Source organism: Diaphorobacter sp. J5-51 (assembly GCF_001023515.1).
GTDB lineage: Bacteria > Pseudomonadota > Gammaproteobacteria > Burkholderiales > Burkholderiaceae_C > Diaphorobacter > Diaphorobacter nitroreducens.
This window is the reverse complement of record NZ_JSYI01000073.1, coordinates 91536-107319: the sequence shown is the minus strand read 5'-3', so window position 1 is coordinate 107319 and position 15784 is coordinate 91536. Positions and strand designations below refer to the sequence as shown.

The 15784-nt window shown below is 64.2% G+C and carries 14 protein-coding genes and 1 tRNA gene; 3 read left to right on the top strand and 12 right to left on the bottom strand.

Annotated features, from left to right (window positions below; translation table 11 throughout):
- Positions 1-69 precede the first annotated feature (69 nt).
- The 4 genes from OX89_RS10265 to OX89_RS10250 form a co-directional block, all read right to left on the bottom strand.
- Complete coding sequence (locus tag OX89_RS10265) at positions 70-378, bottom strand: RNA-binding protein (protein ID WP_011806105.1); 309 nt, start codon at positions 376-378, stop codon at positions 70-72.
- 76 nt (positions 379-454) lie between these two features.
- A complete protein-coding gene (infA, locus tag OX89_RS10260; protein WP_011806104.1) occupies positions 455-715 on the bottom strand; it encodes a translation initiation factor IF-1 in 261 nt (86 codons plus the stop codon).
- 23 nt (positions 716-738) lie between these two features.
- Positions 739-954 (bottom strand): hypothetical protein, encoded by a 216-nt coding sequence (locus OX89_RS10255; protein ID WP_047350547.1) that lies wholly within the window; start codon positions 952-954, stop codon positions 739-741.
- A 429-nt stretch (positions 955-1383) separates the two neighbouring features.
- Positions 1384-1468: transfer RNA gene (locus tag OX89_RS10250), tRNA-Leu, on the bottom strand.
- 43 nt (positions 1469-1511) lie between these two features.
- Between OX89_RS10250 and cysM the strand changes: the two genes are divergently transcribed.
- The 3 genes from cysM (at position 1512) to OX89_RS10235 (ending at position 3329) form a co-directional block, all read left to right on the top strand.
- Complete coding sequence (gene cysM / locus OX89_RS10245; RefSeq protein WP_047350540.1) at positions 1512-2417, top strand: cysteine synthase CysM; 906 nt, start codon at positions 1512-1514, stop codon at positions 2415-2417.
- A 115-nt stretch (positions 2418-2532) separates the two neighbouring features.
- A complete protein-coding gene (locus OX89_RS10240; protein ID WP_015913780.1) occupies positions 2533-3096 on the top strand; it encodes an NUDIX domain-containing protein in 564 nt (187 codons plus the stop codon).
- 5 nt (positions 3097-3101) lie between these two features.
- Positions 3102-3329 carry a sulfurtransferase TusA family protein gene (locus OX89_RS10235; RefSeq protein ID WP_047350539.1) on the top strand — a complete coding sequence of 76 codons (228 nt, stop codon included), beginning with the start codon at positions 3102-3104 and terminating at the stop codon, positions 3327-3329.
- A 45-nt stretch (positions 3330-3374) separates the two neighbouring features.
- Here OX89_RS10235 and OX89_RS10230 read toward each other — a convergent pair whose 3' ends face one another.
- The 8 genes from OX89_RS10230 to OX89_RS10195 all read right to left on the bottom strand — a co-directional run bounded on the left by OX89_RS10230 (position 3375) and on the right by OX89_RS10195 (position 15626).
- On the bottom strand, positions 3375-5285 hold the full coding sequence (locus OX89_RS10230; RefSeq protein WP_047350538.1) for a DUF262 domain-containing protein: 1911 nt from the start codon (positions 5283-5285) through the stop codon (positions 3375-3377).
- Positions 5282-6559: a DUF262 domain-containing protein gene (locus OX89_RS10225; protein WP_047350537.1), complete on the bottom strand. Its 1278-nt coding sequence runs from the start codon at positions 6557-6559 to the stop codon at positions 5282-5284. Before OX89_RS10225 ends, OX89_RS10230 begins: the two co-directional genes overlap by 4 nt.
- A gap of 30 nt (positions 6560-6589) precedes the next feature.
- Positions 6590-7564, bottom strand: coding sequence for a YafY family protein (locus OX89_RS10220; protein ID WP_047350536.1), 975 nt, complete (start codon positions 7562-7564; stop codon positions 6590-6592).
- Positions 7565-7606: 42 nt separating this feature from the next.
- On the bottom strand, positions 7607-9688 hold the full coding sequence (locus tag OX89_RS10215) for an ATP-binding protein (RefSeq protein WP_047350535.1): 2082 nt from the start codon (positions 9686-9688) through the stop codon (positions 7607-7609).
- A 167-nt stretch (positions 9689-9855) separates the two neighbouring features.
- Complete coding sequence (locus tag OX89_RS10210) at positions 9856-10905, bottom strand: Sir2 family NAD-dependent protein deacetylase (protein ID WP_084002045.1); 1050 nt, start codon at positions 10903-10905, stop codon at positions 9856-9858.
- A gap of 132 nt (positions 10906-11037) precedes the next feature.
- Positions 11038-11925 (bottom strand): UTP--glucose-1-phosphate uridylyltransferase GalU, encoded by an 888-nt coding sequence (galU, locus tag OX89_RS10205; protein ID WP_047350534.1) that lies wholly within the window; start codon positions 11923-11925, stop codon positions 11038-11040.
- Positions 11926-12003: 78 nt separating this feature from the next.
- Complete coding sequence (locus OX89_RS10200; protein WP_047350545.1) at positions 12004-14871, bottom strand: valine--tRNA ligase; 2868 nt, start codon at positions 14869-14871, stop codon at positions 12004-12006.
- A 134-nt stretch (positions 14872-15005) separates the two neighbouring features.
- The gene (locus OX89_RS10195; protein ID WP_047350533.1) at positions 15006-15626 is read right to left on the bottom strand and encodes a VOC family protein; all 621 of its coding nucleotides are present in this window, start codon (positions 15624-15626) and stop codon (positions 15006-15008) included.
- Between the last annotated feature and the right edge of the window lie 158 nt (positions 15627-15784).

Genomic DNA, 15784 nt, shown 5'->3' with positions numbered 1-15784 from the left:
CGGCCAACGCGGGCGTCGGCGGGGGATTTTTCAACGGCCTGCTAAGGCAATTGCCGCGGCAAGGCCCTATCAGTAGCGGCCACCGCGGTAGCCACCACGGTCTGCGCCACCGCCAAAACTTGGGCGAGCTTCCATGGGGCGTGCGACGTTGACCGTCAGGGCACGTCCATCGACAGAACGGCCGTTCAGACCGTTAATGGCATCCTGTGCCTCGGAATCGCTGCCCATTTCTACAAAGCCGAAGCCCTTGGATCGGCCTGTATCGCGCTCCATCATCACCTTGGCGGAGGTGACGGAACCAAATTGGGAAAACTGCTGGTGCAGCGATTCATCACGCACGGAATAGGCCAAGTTGCCCACGTACAGTCGGTTGTTCATGTCAGTGTCTTTCTTTCGGGAAATGAAGGGACGGCTTGTAAGCGCATCCCAGAGGAAATGAGTGGGGGAACCAAAATCAATGGCGCCGGCGCGCTGGAGGGGTGGTGCGCGTGCGGTTCTCGATATGCCGAAATGTCACTCGCCCCTTGTTGAGGTCGTACGGAGACATCTCCAGGGTCACCAGGTCACCGGCCAGAATGCGGATGCGGAACTTACGCATCTTGCCTCCGGTATACGCGATGAGCTGATGCCCGTTGTCAAGCGTGACGCGGTAACGGGCGTCAGGCAGAACTTCATCGACCTTGCCCTGCATTTCAATCAACTCTTCTTTGGCCACGGGTACCTCCGTCAATAGCAGGATCAGCCCAGTTGGTTGTGTAGCACCATGCGACGTCCTTGCGCCATGGCGTACTGGACTGCTTGTGCATCGCAGGGGAAGCTTGGGAGGAAGCGGAAGATGCGGTCGTACATTCCCCGGCGTATGGAAACCGAAGCAGTAACACCGACATTGGTGGTTTTGGTCAGCGGCGTGACAACGTAGTTGCCCACGCGCTCGGCGTTTTGTTTTTCAAGCATTGCAAACAGACAGGATGTAATCGCGAAGGCGACCATCCAGGAAAGAAAAGAGGGGAAAAGACCTGCCGCGCGTCGGCGCAGGAAAGGCGGGGCAGACCCTGTAAGAGGTTGAAGGTCTGCGATGAGCTTGCTGCTTTGGAGAGTGACGGCCGACACTTTGCAAGAAGTGCGGCGCAAGGCGCATCAGCCAGGATGCTGTCAGGCAGGCGCTATCGAAGCAAGCAGTGGGTAGCGCGTTGGCGGATTATTACTCGCCGAAATGAAAAAAGCAAACTTAATTCTTGTGGATGTGCCCGATACCGACCAGCAGGCGTCTTAGGGCCCCGGATTGCTGCACAGTCCCCCGCACCTTTGCGCACGACGCTATCGAGGGTTTCATAGGGAAAAAAGAAAAGGCCGCACGTTCTGGGAACTGTGCGGCCTTGTATGTGGTGCCCGGGGCCGGAATCGAACCGGCACGCCTTGCGGCGGGGGATTTTGAGTCCCCTGCGTCTACCAATTTCACCACCCGGGCAGGCGCGAAAGCGAAGTCGCAAATTATGGCACAGTAACGCGGTATGAAGACCTACCCCACCATTGAAGACGCGATCGGACACACGCCGCTGGTCGCACTGCAGCGCATCGGTGCACAGGACAACGCGGCACGCGGCAATGTCATTCTGGGCAAGCTAGAAGGCAATAACCCGGCGGGTTCGGTGAAGGATAGGCCGGCACTGTCGATGATCCGCCGGGCCGAAGAGCGCGGCGAGATCAAACCCGGCGATACGCTGATCGAGGCGACGTCGGGCAACACCGGCATTGCCCTGGCGATGGCTGCGGCCATCAAGGGCTACCGCATGGTGCTGATCATGCCGGAGGATCTGTCCGTGGAGCGCGCGCAGACCATGAAGGCCTTCGGCGCGGAGCTGGTTCTCACGCCCAAGAGCGGGGGGATGGAATACGCGCGGGATCTGGCCGACCAGATGGTGGCGCAGGGCAAGGGCGTGGTGCTGGACCAGTTTGCCAACCCGGACAACCCCCGCATCCACTACGAGACCACCGGCCCCGAACTGTGGGAGCAGACCGAGGGGCGCATTACCCATTTCGTGAGCGCCATGGGCACCACGGGCACCATCACGGGCGTCGCGCGCTTCCTGCGCGAGAAGAACCCCGCGGTGCGCATCGTGGGTGCGCAGCCGCAGGAAGGCTCGCGTATCCCGGGCATTCGCAAGTGGCCCGAGGAATACCTGCCCAAGATCTACGAGCCCCAGTTGGTGGACGAATTGGTGCTGGTGAGCCAGGACGATGCCGAGGACATGGCGCGGCGCCTGGCGCGCGAAGAGGGCATCTTTGCCGGCATCTCCGCCGCCGGCGCCTGCTGGGTGGCGCAGCAGATCGCGCAGCGCGAGGAAAACGCCACCATCGTTTTCGTGGTGTGCGACCGGGGCGACCGCTACCTCTCCACCGGCGTCTTCCCGGCGTGAACGTGAAGATCACAGTGGGCATCAATAAGGCCGCAGGCGCCCGGTAGTCAAGCGCAAGCAGCTATCAATTACGGAGCGCTGTGACGGCCATGGCGCATGCTGGAGGAGCATCGCCATGTCGTACGAAACCCGCTATTGCACCCACTGCGCCACGGCGCTGGCGCCCATCGTGGTCATTGAGGACAGCGGCGAGAAGGAACGCCTGCGCTGCCCCGCCTGCGGCTGGACGCACTGGAACAACCCGACGCCCGTGTTGGCGGCCATCGTGGAGGTGGACGGCCGCGTGCTGCTGGCGCGCAATGCACTGTGGCCACCCAAGATGTTCGCGCTGATCACGGGTTTCATGGAGGCCGGCGAGACGCCCGAGGACGGCATTGCCCGCGAAGTCAAGGAAGAAACCAACCTGGACGCGCGCAGTGTGCAGCTGGTGGGCGTGTATGAGTTCATGCGCATGAACCAGGTCATCATCGCCTACCATGTACGGGCCGAAGGCGAGGTGCGCCTGTCGCCGGAGCTGCTGGAGCACCGCTTTTATGAGCTGGACCAGCTCAAGTGCTGGCCCGCGGGCACAGGCTATGCGCTGGCCGACTGGCTGCGCTCGCGCGGCCACGAGCCGGTGTTCTTCACCGCCGAGGAAAATGCAGAGCGCCGCCGCGGACTGGACGCGCCGAAGGACTGAGAAAAATGGACATCCACAAGGAAATCGACACCCGGGGCCTGAACTGCCCCCTGCCCATCCTCAAGGCCAAGAAGGCCCTGGCCGACATGGAGAGCGGCGAACTGCTCAAGGTGCTGGCCACCGACGTGGGCTCGCTGCGCGACTTTCAGGCCTTTGCCAAGCAGACGGGCAACGAGCTGGTGGATCAGCAGACGGTGGGCGAGGAGTTCATCCACATACTGCGCCGGCGCTGAAGATTCCAAATTACTCTCTGGCGCTTATCCAGCAATAGCTGGCAGCTATGGTTTTTGAATATCCGCCTTCAGCAGATCCACCATTGCCTTGTGGTGGCTTTGCACCTGCGTGTCGCTCCAGCCTTCGCTGCGCGTGATCTCTGCCATTCGCTGGAGCTTGGGACTTTGCGTTTCCATTGTGCGCTGGAAGTTTTCGGCCTTGGCCTTGGGCAGGCTGTTGCTGAAATGGGAATTGGCGCTGACGCTGACCAGCGCGAGGTTGCCCAGCAGGTGGAGATTTTGAGGCGATACAGATGCACCTGATTGCGCTTCGTTCGGGTTCTGCGGGTAGTAGTGCTCGATAGAGTTACGGAACTGAAATTTGAAGTTTCTTTTCGCCTTCTCGTCCAGCAGCAGGTAGTCCAGGTAGGTGAACACAATGCGGGCAATGCCAAAACCCCGCGGCTGTTCCTCGGCGTCCAGAAATGCGGAAGCGACCTTGGCGCGGGCAAAGTTCTTGAGCAAATGGGCGAGGTCGGCGCTCTTAATGTCCTGCGGCTTGGGCTGTTGTACCAGCCATTGCAGGGTTTGGGTCATCCAGTGCATGGTGCGCGGCGAGGTATAGGTGATGCGCAGCATGGACTGCAGCAACAGCACGTCGCGTGTGCCGGAATCGGGTTCGCTTTCTTCAGAGGCATCACCGGGGCGGAAGACATGGACATAGCCTGAGGTTGACTTACCGTTGGACACGTTTTTCTTCAGGCGCTGCAGTGACCAGTCTCCTTCGTCATCCTCGGCGCTGACCGCGAACTGGCGCTTCAGAATGAAGCTGTCAAAAAGGTTGCGGCATCGCAGGAGGGTGAAGGCAAAGTCCTGCACCCATTGCGCTTCCTTGCCAGGGGAATTTTTTATTGCTGTGGTGAATGACTGGATAAGGCGCTTGTCGTCCAAATGCCCCTCGTCTTCGTCGCAGCCGCCGTTTTTGACCTTGAGGACGTGCAGCAGAAAGACCGGGAATTCGATGGTGGAGCGAAAGCGCTCGTTAATTTCTTCTGTGCCGGATTCGTCTTTGCCGCCGTGGGCGTATTTCTGCAGGGCAGCGTCCAGCGACAGGGGCTGGCTGGGCATGGCCACGGCCGTGCTGGTCTGGGTGGGAGCGTGCACGTTGCACAGGGCGGCAAAGTCCGTCAGCACCAGCCAAGACCAATCGGTGCCAAAGATGGTTTCGCGCAAGGCGGTGTTGCCGCGGGTCAATGCCATTTGCACGTACGTATCCATGTCGGCGCAGGCATCCCAGATCCACGCGAAAACAGAGCGCTCGGAGTCGGGCAGGTGGCTCATCAGGCGTGCCTTGACGATGTCCACAGGCTGGAGCTGCTCCCCACGCGTGTTCATGATCTCGAAGTAGCGGTTCAGATCGGTCTTGGGCGGCAGCGATGCGCGCACCACCGTGACGCGGGTGCGCAGGAAATCCGCGAAGGTGTTCCGGTCGAGCCCTGCGTGCTGCTCGATGTACTGGTGAATGATGTTGTAGCCTTCGTGGATGGCGCCATCTTCATCGGTCATGGAGTCCTGCACCTGCCCCGCACGCAGATGGGGTTCCTGCCCCACGCGGCGCAGCGCCTCGGTGGCCCGAGCGCGGGATTGGTATTGCAGGCGGCCCTGGTGATGGGCCAAGGGGCTGGTTCCATCGTTCTCCAAGAACGTCAGCAGCAGGTAGAGGGTGGTTAGCCGCTGCTGTCCGTCGATAACCTCGAAGTCCTTGCGTTGATTCTCCCTGGGTGTGACGACGAGGTTGCCCAGGAAGTAGCCGCTTTCCTGGCGCACCACTGCGTCCTGGATGTCACTGATGAGCTGCTCAATCTGCGGGGCCCGCCACGCATAGTTGCGCTGATAAATGGGCACGGTGTAAACCGTGTCATGGTCAAACAGCTCGCTGACGGTGAGCAATTCGGGGTGCAACTGGTTGTAGTTCATGGTGTGCTCGTTGGTTGGATGAAAGTCAGGAGTTCTTTTTCGTGTTCCGCGTGGTACGGCACGGGCTCCCTGACAGTCAGCCTTTGGATTGCTTGTCCTGTTACGGCATTGCGCATCAGCACAAAGGGCGATGCGGCTGCATCGTCTTTGCCGCGTGCCCGGTTGTCGATGGAGGCAAACTGCACACGGGCCATCTGCACACGCAGGACATAGGCCCAGGCAAACAGCTTGTTGCGGGCTTGCGGCAGGCCGTTGTTGCCAAACTTGTTGGTGTAGTAGAGCAGGGCAGCGGCAAACAGCTCGTACACGTACCGGTAGCGGCTGCGCGAATTGTCGAAGGGGCCAGCGTGTTGTTTGGCTTCCCGTTCCAGCGTGGCCAGTTCCTCGAGCATGAAGGACACCATCTCGAAAAAGGGCCGCCCCGCGACTAATGGTGCATCCAATTGGAACCGACTGCGCGCTGCGTCCCGCTCATCTGAGGCTCCGGGCGCAACCCAGGCCATCAGCAGGGGAGTCGCTGCCTGTGCCGCCAAGTGGTAGCGTTCGAACGGCGCAAGTGCGCCCTTGCGTGCAATGCCCTTGAACATGCCGATGTCGTGGACGGAAAACCCCGGTGCGCTTTCACCCCGCGACCAACGCGCAATGCGGTAGAGAAAAATGGAAAAAAGCCGGTTCAGCGCTTCATCCGGCGTGGATTCCCAGGTCTTGACCACGGCGGCTTGTATCTCGGTGGATTCGCTTCGCATCTCTCTCAGGTGGTGCGCCTTGAGCAGATCATGGGGGGCCAGCGGCTTGCCACGGTAGTTTTGCGAGTCGAACACGCGGAAGGCCTCGTCCACGTCATCGGTCACCACGCGCACCAACTGGCACCGGTTGCTGATGAAGTCGTGCAGGCGGGCTTTCTTGGGGCCCGCCAGGCTGGCCAGCCGGTGCCGGAGCGTTTGCCATACTTGGAGCACCGGCGGGTCGTCCTTGCCGTGGCCGTCCGGTAGCAGGTTTTCAGATTGCAGCACGGCAAAGAGCATGCGCAGTGTCAGCAGCCGTTGCTGGCCGTCCACCACATCCAGCCAGCCATCTTGCTCATGAAGAATGACAGCGCCCAACACGTAGGGCACGTCGTTGCTGCGAGCCTGCGCATCGCTCAGGTCGTCCAACAGTTGCAAGGCCGTTGCGGGCGACCAGCGGTAGGGGCGTTGGTATGCGGGGATGCGTAGTTTCTGCTCCAGCAGCGTACCTACGCTGACGGCGCTGACCCCTGTGTTCTTGATTGCCATGGGCTTTCCTTCTCTCTTTCTGTGCTGTTTTCAGTGTTGCTCGGCGGGAACGGCCTGGCGGCTGACGCCCCGCACCGCATCCCCAAACCCGCGCAGCCACCATTCCAGCATCGCGCTGTCCACCACCGTCGCGGAGACTTCCATCCAACAGTCATCCACTTCCCGAATCTGCTGGTCTTTGGACAAAGGCGTTTCCCGCAGGTGAAAACCGGCATCGTGTTCGATGTAAAACTGCAACCGGATGCGGCGCCCCTCGCCAAACCCAAACCGTCCATCGGCGTCGTATTTCTGCAGGTCGAAGCCGCGCGGGCGCTCGAAGGTGAGTGTCGAGACCTCGGCCTTGCCGATGCGGTGCAGGGCCAGGCTGCGTTCGTTGTCAAAGCCCTCGAAGCGGCACACCAGGTACAGGCGCGGGCCTTGCTGGGCCAGCCCCAGCGGCATGACCCGGGCCTGGCGGCGCTTGCCGGCGGCGTTGCGGTAGTCGAGGTCCAGCCAGTGGTTGGCGTACAGCGCCTCGCTCACCGCTTCCAGCACGCCGCTGGCGATGGTGGGCGCCAGCAGCGGCTGGCTGGTGGCCACCACACGCACCTTGCACGGCCATTCGCGCTCCAGGCGGGCGTTGGGGCTGTCGCCCAGGTTGCGCCGGGCCTGGGTGAAGAACCCTTCCATCGACTGCATCAGGCGGGCCGGCAGCAGGTTTTTCAGGTGTTCCTCGGCCAGTTGCAGGAGCAGCGATTCCTGGGGCGTGAGGTGGGGCACGGCCAGGCCCTGGGCGCGTTCCAGCCAGCGGTAGCCGTAGGGTTTGCTGCGCTCGTCGCGCTCGATGTCGAAGTGCTCGCTCAGGATTTCCAGCTGGCGCTGGATGGTGCGCAGGTCGCGCTCGAAGCCCGCGCCCTTGAGCTGCTGGTGCAGTTCGCTGGTGGTGATCTTGCGCCCGCGCGGGATGCGCCGCAGCAGTTCCAGCATCAGCAGGGCGGTGTCCAGGGAGTCGGGGCGTTGGGCCATGAGGGCGGTTCTTTTGTGGGGCGGTAGGAGTGCCAAATTGTGTCAAACAAAGCCGATGGCGCGAGAGTCGCCGGGTTTGAGTGCGCACTCGGCCTCCAGTGCATCCACCAGCGCCTGCGCCCTGGTCAGGGGACGAAAGCGCTGCTGGCGCAGCACTGCGGCAAAGTCGCCAGGGGTGAGCTGGCGCAGGCGCGTCAGGCGTGCCTGCTCTGTTGCGCCCGGTGCGGGCAGGCCGAGCTGGGCGCAGTGGCGCAGCAAGAGCGCCCAGGCCTGATCCTGGCGCAGGTAGTCCAGCCGCACCTTCAGGTCGAAGCGGCGCAGTGCCGCCGGGTCCAGCCCGCCCATGAGGTTGGTGCTGGCAATGAAGACGCCCGCGAAGCCCTCCATCTGCGTGAGCATTTCATTCACCTGGGTGACTTCCCAGCTGCGCTGCGCGCCCCGGCGGTCTTGCAGGAAGCTGTCCACCTCGTCGATGAGCAGCAGCGCGCCGTCTTCCTCGGCCTCGCGGAAGGCGCGGGCGATGTTTTTTTCGGCTTCGCCGACGAACATCGATAGCAGGTCGGACGCGCGGCGCACCATCAGCGGGCGGTCGAGCTGCTTGGCCAGCCAGCGGCCGAAAGCCGTTTTGCCCGTACCGGGCGGGCCGTAAAGGCACAGGCGGGCGCCACCGGTGGCGCTTGCAGCCACCAGGCCCTGCGCGACCTGGGCCAGGTCGGCGTCGGCATTCAAGAAGGCGGTGTCATACACCCCGGGCAGGGGGTGGGGGTCGTGGCGTGGCAGCGCGCGGTGGCCCTGGGCTTGCAGCGTGTGGCTGACCAGGTGCTCGAAGGCGTTGGCGCTGGCTGCGCGGCCCACCTCGGCCTCGATGGCATGGGCCACGATGCTGGCGCGGGCGACCACGGCGGGGGCCAGGTGCTCGGCCTCGGCCACGCGCGCCAGGCGCGGTGCGTCCAGCAGCGCGCCGCAATGCTGCTGCACGATGCGCGCGCGCTGGCTGCGTGGCGGCACGGGCAACTCGAACACCATGTCGAAGCGGCGGATGAAGGCGGCGTCCATGCCGGCGACGGTGTTGGACAGCCACAGCGTGGGCACGGGGTTGTCTTCCAGCATGCGGTTGAGCCAGGCCTTGTGCGACTGGGCGGTGCTGCGCTCCAGTGGGCTGTCGCAGAACACGTCTTCCACTTCGTCAAACAGCAGCAGCGCCTTGCGCTGGGCCAGAAAGCTCTGCGCGGCGCGGAAGGCGCGCAGGCGGCTGACGGGGCTGATGGGGTCGCCGTCCTCGTCTTCGCTGGCCACCTCGAACAGCTCGCAGCCCATGTCCTGCGCCAGGGCGCGGGCCAGCTCGGTCTTGCCGGTGCCGGGCGCGCCGTGCAGGTACAGGTTGACACCGCGCCGCTGCGTGCCCTGCGCGTGGCGCAGCCAGGGGCGCACGATGTCCAGCGTGGGCTGGATGTGGCCGTAATCGGCCAGGCGCAATTGTCCGGGCGCGGCGGGCTGGATCTTGCCGCGCAGCAGGTGGATGGGGTCGGCGTCGCTGGCCACCATCAGGTCGGCAAAGGTGTGCGAGAGCAGTTCGATCTTGCCCTTGAGGCGGCTGGAGCCGCTGCGGTCCACCGCCAGCAGGCCCGAGCGCGCCAGCAAACCCTGGCTGCCCAGGGCCTGCCGCACCTGCGCGTCGGGCAGCTCCAGCAGCATGGCCAGCGTTTGCACCACCTGCGTGGTGGAGAGCGAATCCAGCGTGTCGGCAGCGTCGTCCAGCAGCGGGTCGTTGTGCAGGCACACGGCAAACGCCAGGATGCGCTGGTCCACCGCATCCAACCCCACCAGCGCGGCCAGGCGCTGCACGTTGGCCTGCAGCAGCCCGGGCAGCTGCGCCTTGGCGCAGGTGCGCTGTGCCTGCTCCAGCAACTTGTACATCTCGGCCCGCACTGCCTGCGGGTCGAAGCTGCGGTCCTCGGGGTCGATCCAGTGGTTCAGGCCCAGCGCATAGGCGATGTCGTCGCGGACAAAGCCATGCTTGTTGACAAAGTTGCGCAGGCCCGTGGGTGACGTGAGCAGGCGCAGCATCCACAGCGCAATCTGCGGGGCCAGCTGCTGGGGCGGGCGGGGGTGGCGGTAGGCCATGGGCGTTCTCCTCGTGTGACGGGGTTCATCATCCACGGGGATGCGACGGATTGTGTCGCTGGCAGGTGTTGTGGCGGGCAGCGCGAGAGTTTTAGGTGATTTGAGGCTCCAGCGCTTTGCTGTAAAGCGCTGGCAGCTATCAATTTTGATGTGCCGACGCGGCCGATTCATATATCAGCCGCAAGGTGCTGCTGAATCCGCTCCAGCGCCTCTCGCGCCCCCAGCGCAATCTCAATCGCATCCGGGTTGTGAATACTGGCCTCGCGCAGGTTGATGCGCACCAGCGCGCTGCCGCGCTGCTGCATGCGCCGGGTGAAGTTGCGCACGGTGGGCACGGCGCGGCCAGCGCCGATTTCGATCACCAGCGGGGCGGTGGTGCTGTCCAGCCACATGTCGAGCAGCATGCGCTGCTGCTGGCTGCGGGTGTCGTTCCAGTGCCGGTCGTCAAACATCAGCACATTGGGCCGCGCCAGCGCGCCGCAGCGTGGGCAGTGGGGCAGTTCGCCCTGCCACTGGCAAGCGGCTTCGTCCACCTGCGGGTGCAGGTGGGCCGTGGGCCAGATCTCGCCGCTGCAATGAGCCGTGCATTGCAGGCGGTGGATGGAGCCGTGGCATTCATGAACGCGGGCCGTGGGAAAACCCGCTTTTTGAAAGTGCCCATCGACGTTGCTGGTGAAGACGAAGCAGCCCTGCGCCATGCGCTGGCCCCAGGCGTGGAGCACCCCAAACCCGGCGTGTGGCGCGGTGGCGCGGTACAGATTGAGCCGGTGGCCGTAGAAGCCCCAAGCGGTCAAGGGGACCTGTTCAAACGCCGGGGGCGAGGCGATGGTTTGAAAGCAGAGCCCTTGCCGACCCAGCGCGGGGTAGGCGCGCAAAAAGCCTTCGTCGCCCCGAAAATCCGGCAGGCCCGAGTCAATGCCCATGCCCGCGCCTGCGGCAATGACCAGGGCCTTGGCGCTGCCGATCAGGCGTGCGGCTTGGGCCAGTTTTTCTTCGAGCAGGAAGTCGGTGTGCCGGTCGGCCTCAGCGCGGATGTGCCAGGTGTCGGTGTCAGCCTGGTGCTCCAGCACGTCACCCCGCAGGGCGTGGCGCAGGTCGATGGCGTGCTGGTAGCCAATGCGCAGGCGGCGCTGCAGGTGGGAGATGCCGGTATCGTTGGCGTGCAGCACGGCCCGGCGGGCGTGGTAGTACAGCGGGTCGCGGGGTGTTTTGGGCATGGGTGCTCCTTCTTTGATAGCTTCTGGCCCTTGACGGATAAGGGCTGGAGGCCAATTTGGCTATAAAGAAGAATCAGTATCCACAGGGCTGCGTCAACAGGTGTCGTACGCAGTGCCCTGGCCCGGGGCGAACTACAGCGCCAGCTTTTTCAGATATTCCCGGAAATGCTCGCCGACCTGCGGATGCTGCAGAGCGAGTTCCACCGTGGCTTCCAGGAAGCCTTCCTTGCTGCCGCAGTCGTACCGTTTGCCGGCGTACTGGAAGGCATACACCGTCTCGTGCTGCATCAGGCGCGCGATCGCATCGGTGAGCTGGATCTCGCCGCCCACGCCCTGCGGCTGGTTGCGGATCTCTTCGAAGATGCGCGGCGTGAGCACATAGCGGCCGGCCACGCCCATGCGCGACGGTGCCTTTTCGGGTGCGGGCTTCTCCACGATCTCGTCGACGCGGATCAGCGCGCCGCCGGCGCTCTCGCCCTTGACGATGCCGTAGCGCTTGGTGTGCTCCAGCGGGACTTCCTGCACGGCCAGCAGCGAGCGCCCCTGCTTGGCGAAAGCGGCCGTCATCTGCGCCATCACGCCGGGGCCGCCGGGCTCGCCGGTCATCAGGTCGTCGGCCAGGATGACGGCAAAGGGCTCGTTGCCCACCAGGGGCTCGGCGCACAGCACGGCATGGCCCAGGCCCAGCGAGCGTGGCTGGCGCACAAACAGGCAGTTCATGTCGTCGGGCGCGATGCTGCGCACCAGCGCGAGCATCTCGCGCTTGCCGGCGTTCTCCAGCTCGTTCTCCAGCTCGTACGCGGTATCGAAATGGTCCTCGATCGCGCGCTTGCTGCGGCCGGTGACGAACACCATGTCGCGGATGCCGGCCTCGTAGGCCTCCTCGACGGCGTACTGGATCAGGGGCTTGTCCACCACCGGCAGCATCTCCTTGGGCGATGCCTTGGTGGCGGGCAGGAAGCGGGTGCCGAGCCCCGCGACGGGAAAGACGGCCTTGCGGACACGGGTGGGTGCGTTCAAGTCGGGTGCCTCACGAAAAAGGGTGCCGGGTAAAAACAAGGGCGCCTGCAGCGCCCTTGTCCGGTGATCGGGCTGATCTTAGCCCAGGCGCGCGAGCTGCTCCTGGATGCGCGCCAGCGTGGCGCCGAAGTCTGCCACGCGCTTCTTTTCCTGCTCGATCACGGCCGGCGGGGCCTTGGCCACGAAAGCCTCGTTGCCCAGTTTGCCGTTGGCCTTGGCGATTTCGCCGGACAGGCGCGCGGCCTCCTTGGACAGGCGGGCCTTTTCAGCAGCGATGTCGATCTCCACGAACAGCGCCAGGCGGGCGTCGCCCACCACGGCCACGGGCGCGCTTTGCGCGGCCTGGGCCCAGGCGGCCTCGTCGTCGAACACCTTCACCTCGCTGAGCTTGGCCAGGTTCTGCAGCACCGGGGCGATGTCGCGCATGAAGTCCGCGTCGCCCGCCACCAGCAGCGGCAGGCGCTGTGCGGGCGACACGCCCATCTCGCCGCGCAGCGTGCGGCAGGCGTCCACCACCTGCTTGATGCGCGCCACGTAGGCGATGGAGCCCTCGTCGATTTTCTCGGGCTGGGACTGCGGATAGGCGGCGATGGCAATGGAGTCGCCCTTCAGGCCCGCCAGCGGGGCCACTACCTGCCACAGCGCTTCGGTGACAAAGGGGATGACGGGGTGCGCCAGGCGCAGGATGGCCTCCAGCACGCGGATCAGCGTGCGGCGCGTGGCGCGCTGCTGCGCCTCGTTGCCAGTCTGGATCTGCACTTTGGCGATTTCCAGGTACCAGTCGCAGAACTCGTTCCAGACGAAGTCGTAGAGGGTGTTGGCCACGTTGTCCAAGCGGAACTCGGCGAAGCCCTTGGCCACTTCGGCCTCGACCTGTTGCAGCTGCGAGACGATCCAGCGGTCGGCCTGGCTGAAGCGCAGGTAGCTTTCAGTGCAGCCCTGCGCGGTGTCCATGCCGCAGTCGTAGCCCTCGCAGTTCATCAGCACGAAGCGGCTGGCGTTCCACAGCTTGTTGCAGAAGTTGCGGTAGCCCTCGCAGCGCTTGCTGTCGAAGTTGATGCTGCGGCCCAGCGACGCCAGCGCGGCGAAGGTGAAGCGCAGCGCGTCGGCGCCATAGGCGGGAATGCCCTCGGGGAATTCCTTTTGCGTGTTCTGGCGCACCTTGGGCGCGGTCTCGGGGCGGCGCAGGCCCTGGGTGCGTTTGTCCAGCAGCGGCTCCAGCGCAATGCCGTCGATCAGGTCCACCGGGTCGAGCACGTTGCCCTCGGACTTGCTCATCTTCTTGCCCTGTGCGTCCAGCACCAGGCCGTGGATGTAGACATGCTTGAACGGCACGCGCCCGGTGAAGTGCGTGGTCATCATGATCATCCGGGCGACCCAGAAGAAGATGATGTCGTAGCCCGTGACCAGCACGCTGCTGGGCAGGTACAGGTTGTAGTCGTCGGTGGCAGCGTCGGTCTGGTTTGGCCAGCCCATGGTGCTGAAGGGCACCAGGGCGCTGGAGTACCAGGTGTCGAGCACGTCCGCATCGCGGGTCAGCGTCTTGCCGGGGGCCTGGGCCTGGGCCTCTTGTTCGTTGCGGGCCACGTACACATTGCCGTCCTCGTCGTACCAGGCGGGGATCTGGTGGCCCCACCACAGCTGGCGGCTGATGCACCAGTCCTGGATGTTGTTCATCCACTGGTTGTAGGTGTTGACCCAGTTCTCGGGCACGAACTGCACCTGGCCGCTGGCCACGGCGTCGATGGCCTTTTGCGCGATGCTCTTGCCGGTGGCGTCGCCCGTGCCTTCTTGGGCCACCTTGTTCATGGCCACGAACCACTGGTCGGTCAGCATGGGCTCGATCACCTGGCCGGTGCGGGTGCAAATGGGCACCATCAGCTTGTGCTTCTTGGTCTCGACCAGCAGGCCCTGGGCCTCCAGGTCGGCCACGATGGCCTTGCGCGCCACGAAGCGGTCCATGCCCTGGTACTTGGGCGGCGCGTTCTCGTTCACCGTGGCCTGCAGGGTGAGCACGCAAATCATGGGCAGCTTGTGGCGCTGGCCCACCTGGTAGTCGTTGTTGTCGTGCGCGGGCGTGACCTTGACCACGCCGGTGCCGAACTCCTTGTCCACGTAGGCGTCGGCAATCACCGGGATCTCGCGGTCGCACAGCGGCAGCTTGACCATCTTGCCGATCAGGTGCGCGTAGCGCTCATCCTCGGGGTGCACCATCACCGCCACGTCGCCCAGCATGGTCTCGGGGCGGGTGGTGGCCACCACCAGCTGGCCGCTGCCGTCGGCCAAGGGGTAGGCGATGTGCCACAGCGAGCCGTCTTTTTCCTCGTTCTCCACTTCCAGGTCCGACACGGCGGACTGCAGTTTGGGGTCCCAGTTCACCAAGCGCTTGCCGCGGTAGATCAGGCCCTGCTGGTAGAGCTTCACGAAGGTGTCGGTCACCACCTTGGAGAGCTTGTCGTCCATGGTGAAGTACTCGCGGCTCCAGTCCACGCTGTCGCCCAGGCGGCGCATCTGGGTGGTGATGGTGTTGCCGCTCTTTTCCTTCCACTCCCACACCTTCTTCACGAAGTCGGGGCGGCCCAGGTCATGGCGGCTCACGCCTTGCTCCTGCAGCTGGCGCTCCACCACGATCTGCGTGGCGATGCCGGCGTGGTCGGTGCCGGGCACCCAGGCCGTGTTGTAGCCCAGCATGCGGTGGTAGCGCGTCAGGCTGTCCATGATGGTCTGGTTGAACGCATGGCCCATGTGCAGCGTGCCCGTCACGTTGGGCGGAGGCAGCTGGATGGCGAACGCCGGCTGCCCGGCCTGCGCCGCGCCCGTGCCGCGGTAGCCTGCCACGCCGTAGCCGCGCTTTTCCCATTCGGGGCCCCAGTGGGCCTCCAGGGCGGCGGGCTCAAAGGACTTGGAGAGGCTGTTCAGGCCGGGTTGTTCGATCGTGTCGCTCATGGCAATGAAAAACGGCATCCCGTGGGATGCCGCCTGGGCAGTGGTTCGGAGGATGGGGGCATTTTATTCGGTTACCGCCATGCTTCCATACTGATAGCTGCTTGCGCTTGCTGGATAAGCGCTGGAGGCGCTTTTTACTCAGACCCTGTGGTGGGCACGAATTCGGGGCGGTCGTTGGTCTGGGGTTTGAGCGGCGCGCTGGCATGGCCGCCGGCGCGTTCCTTGCGCCATTGCTCCTTGCGCGCCGTCCACTCGGCCAGCCGGGCGTGGGCGGTGGTGCTTTCGCGCTGCATCTGCGCGGTGTCGGCCAGTTGGGCCGACAGCTCCAGCCGGATGCCGTTGGGGTCGAAGAAGTAGATGCTCTTGAAGATGTGGTGGTCGGTCACTCCGAGCACCTGCACACCGTGTGCCTCCAGACGGGTTTTGGTGTCCTCCAGCTCTTGCACGGTGTTCACGCGGAAGGCGATGTGGTTGACCCACGGGGGTGTGTTGGGCGAGGGCTCGGGCTTCACGTCGTCGCCCAGGTCGAAGAACGCGATGAACGAGCCGTCCTGCAGCCGGAAGAAGAAGTGGGTGTAGGGGCAGTACTCGCCCGTGCTGGGCACGTAGTCGCTCTGGATGATGTGGTACAGCGGCAGGCCCAGGATGTCCTCGTAGAAATGGCGCGTCTCCTCCGCGTCGCGCGCCTTGTAGGCGTAGTGGTGCAGCTGCTGGATGGCGGCGGGGGGCGGGAGGGTGTCGTGGGGAGCAGTCATGGCGTTGTCTCCGGGATAGGGCGCCAGGGCGCATGCTGGTATGAAGAACTGCCTGAAATTCTACTATTCGTAATTAATTTGCGTTAAGTGAATCTGAAAAACCGCTGTCCAGCAGGCATGGCGCAGCCGCCGCGGCAAAGGCGGCCGGTGGCTTCAAA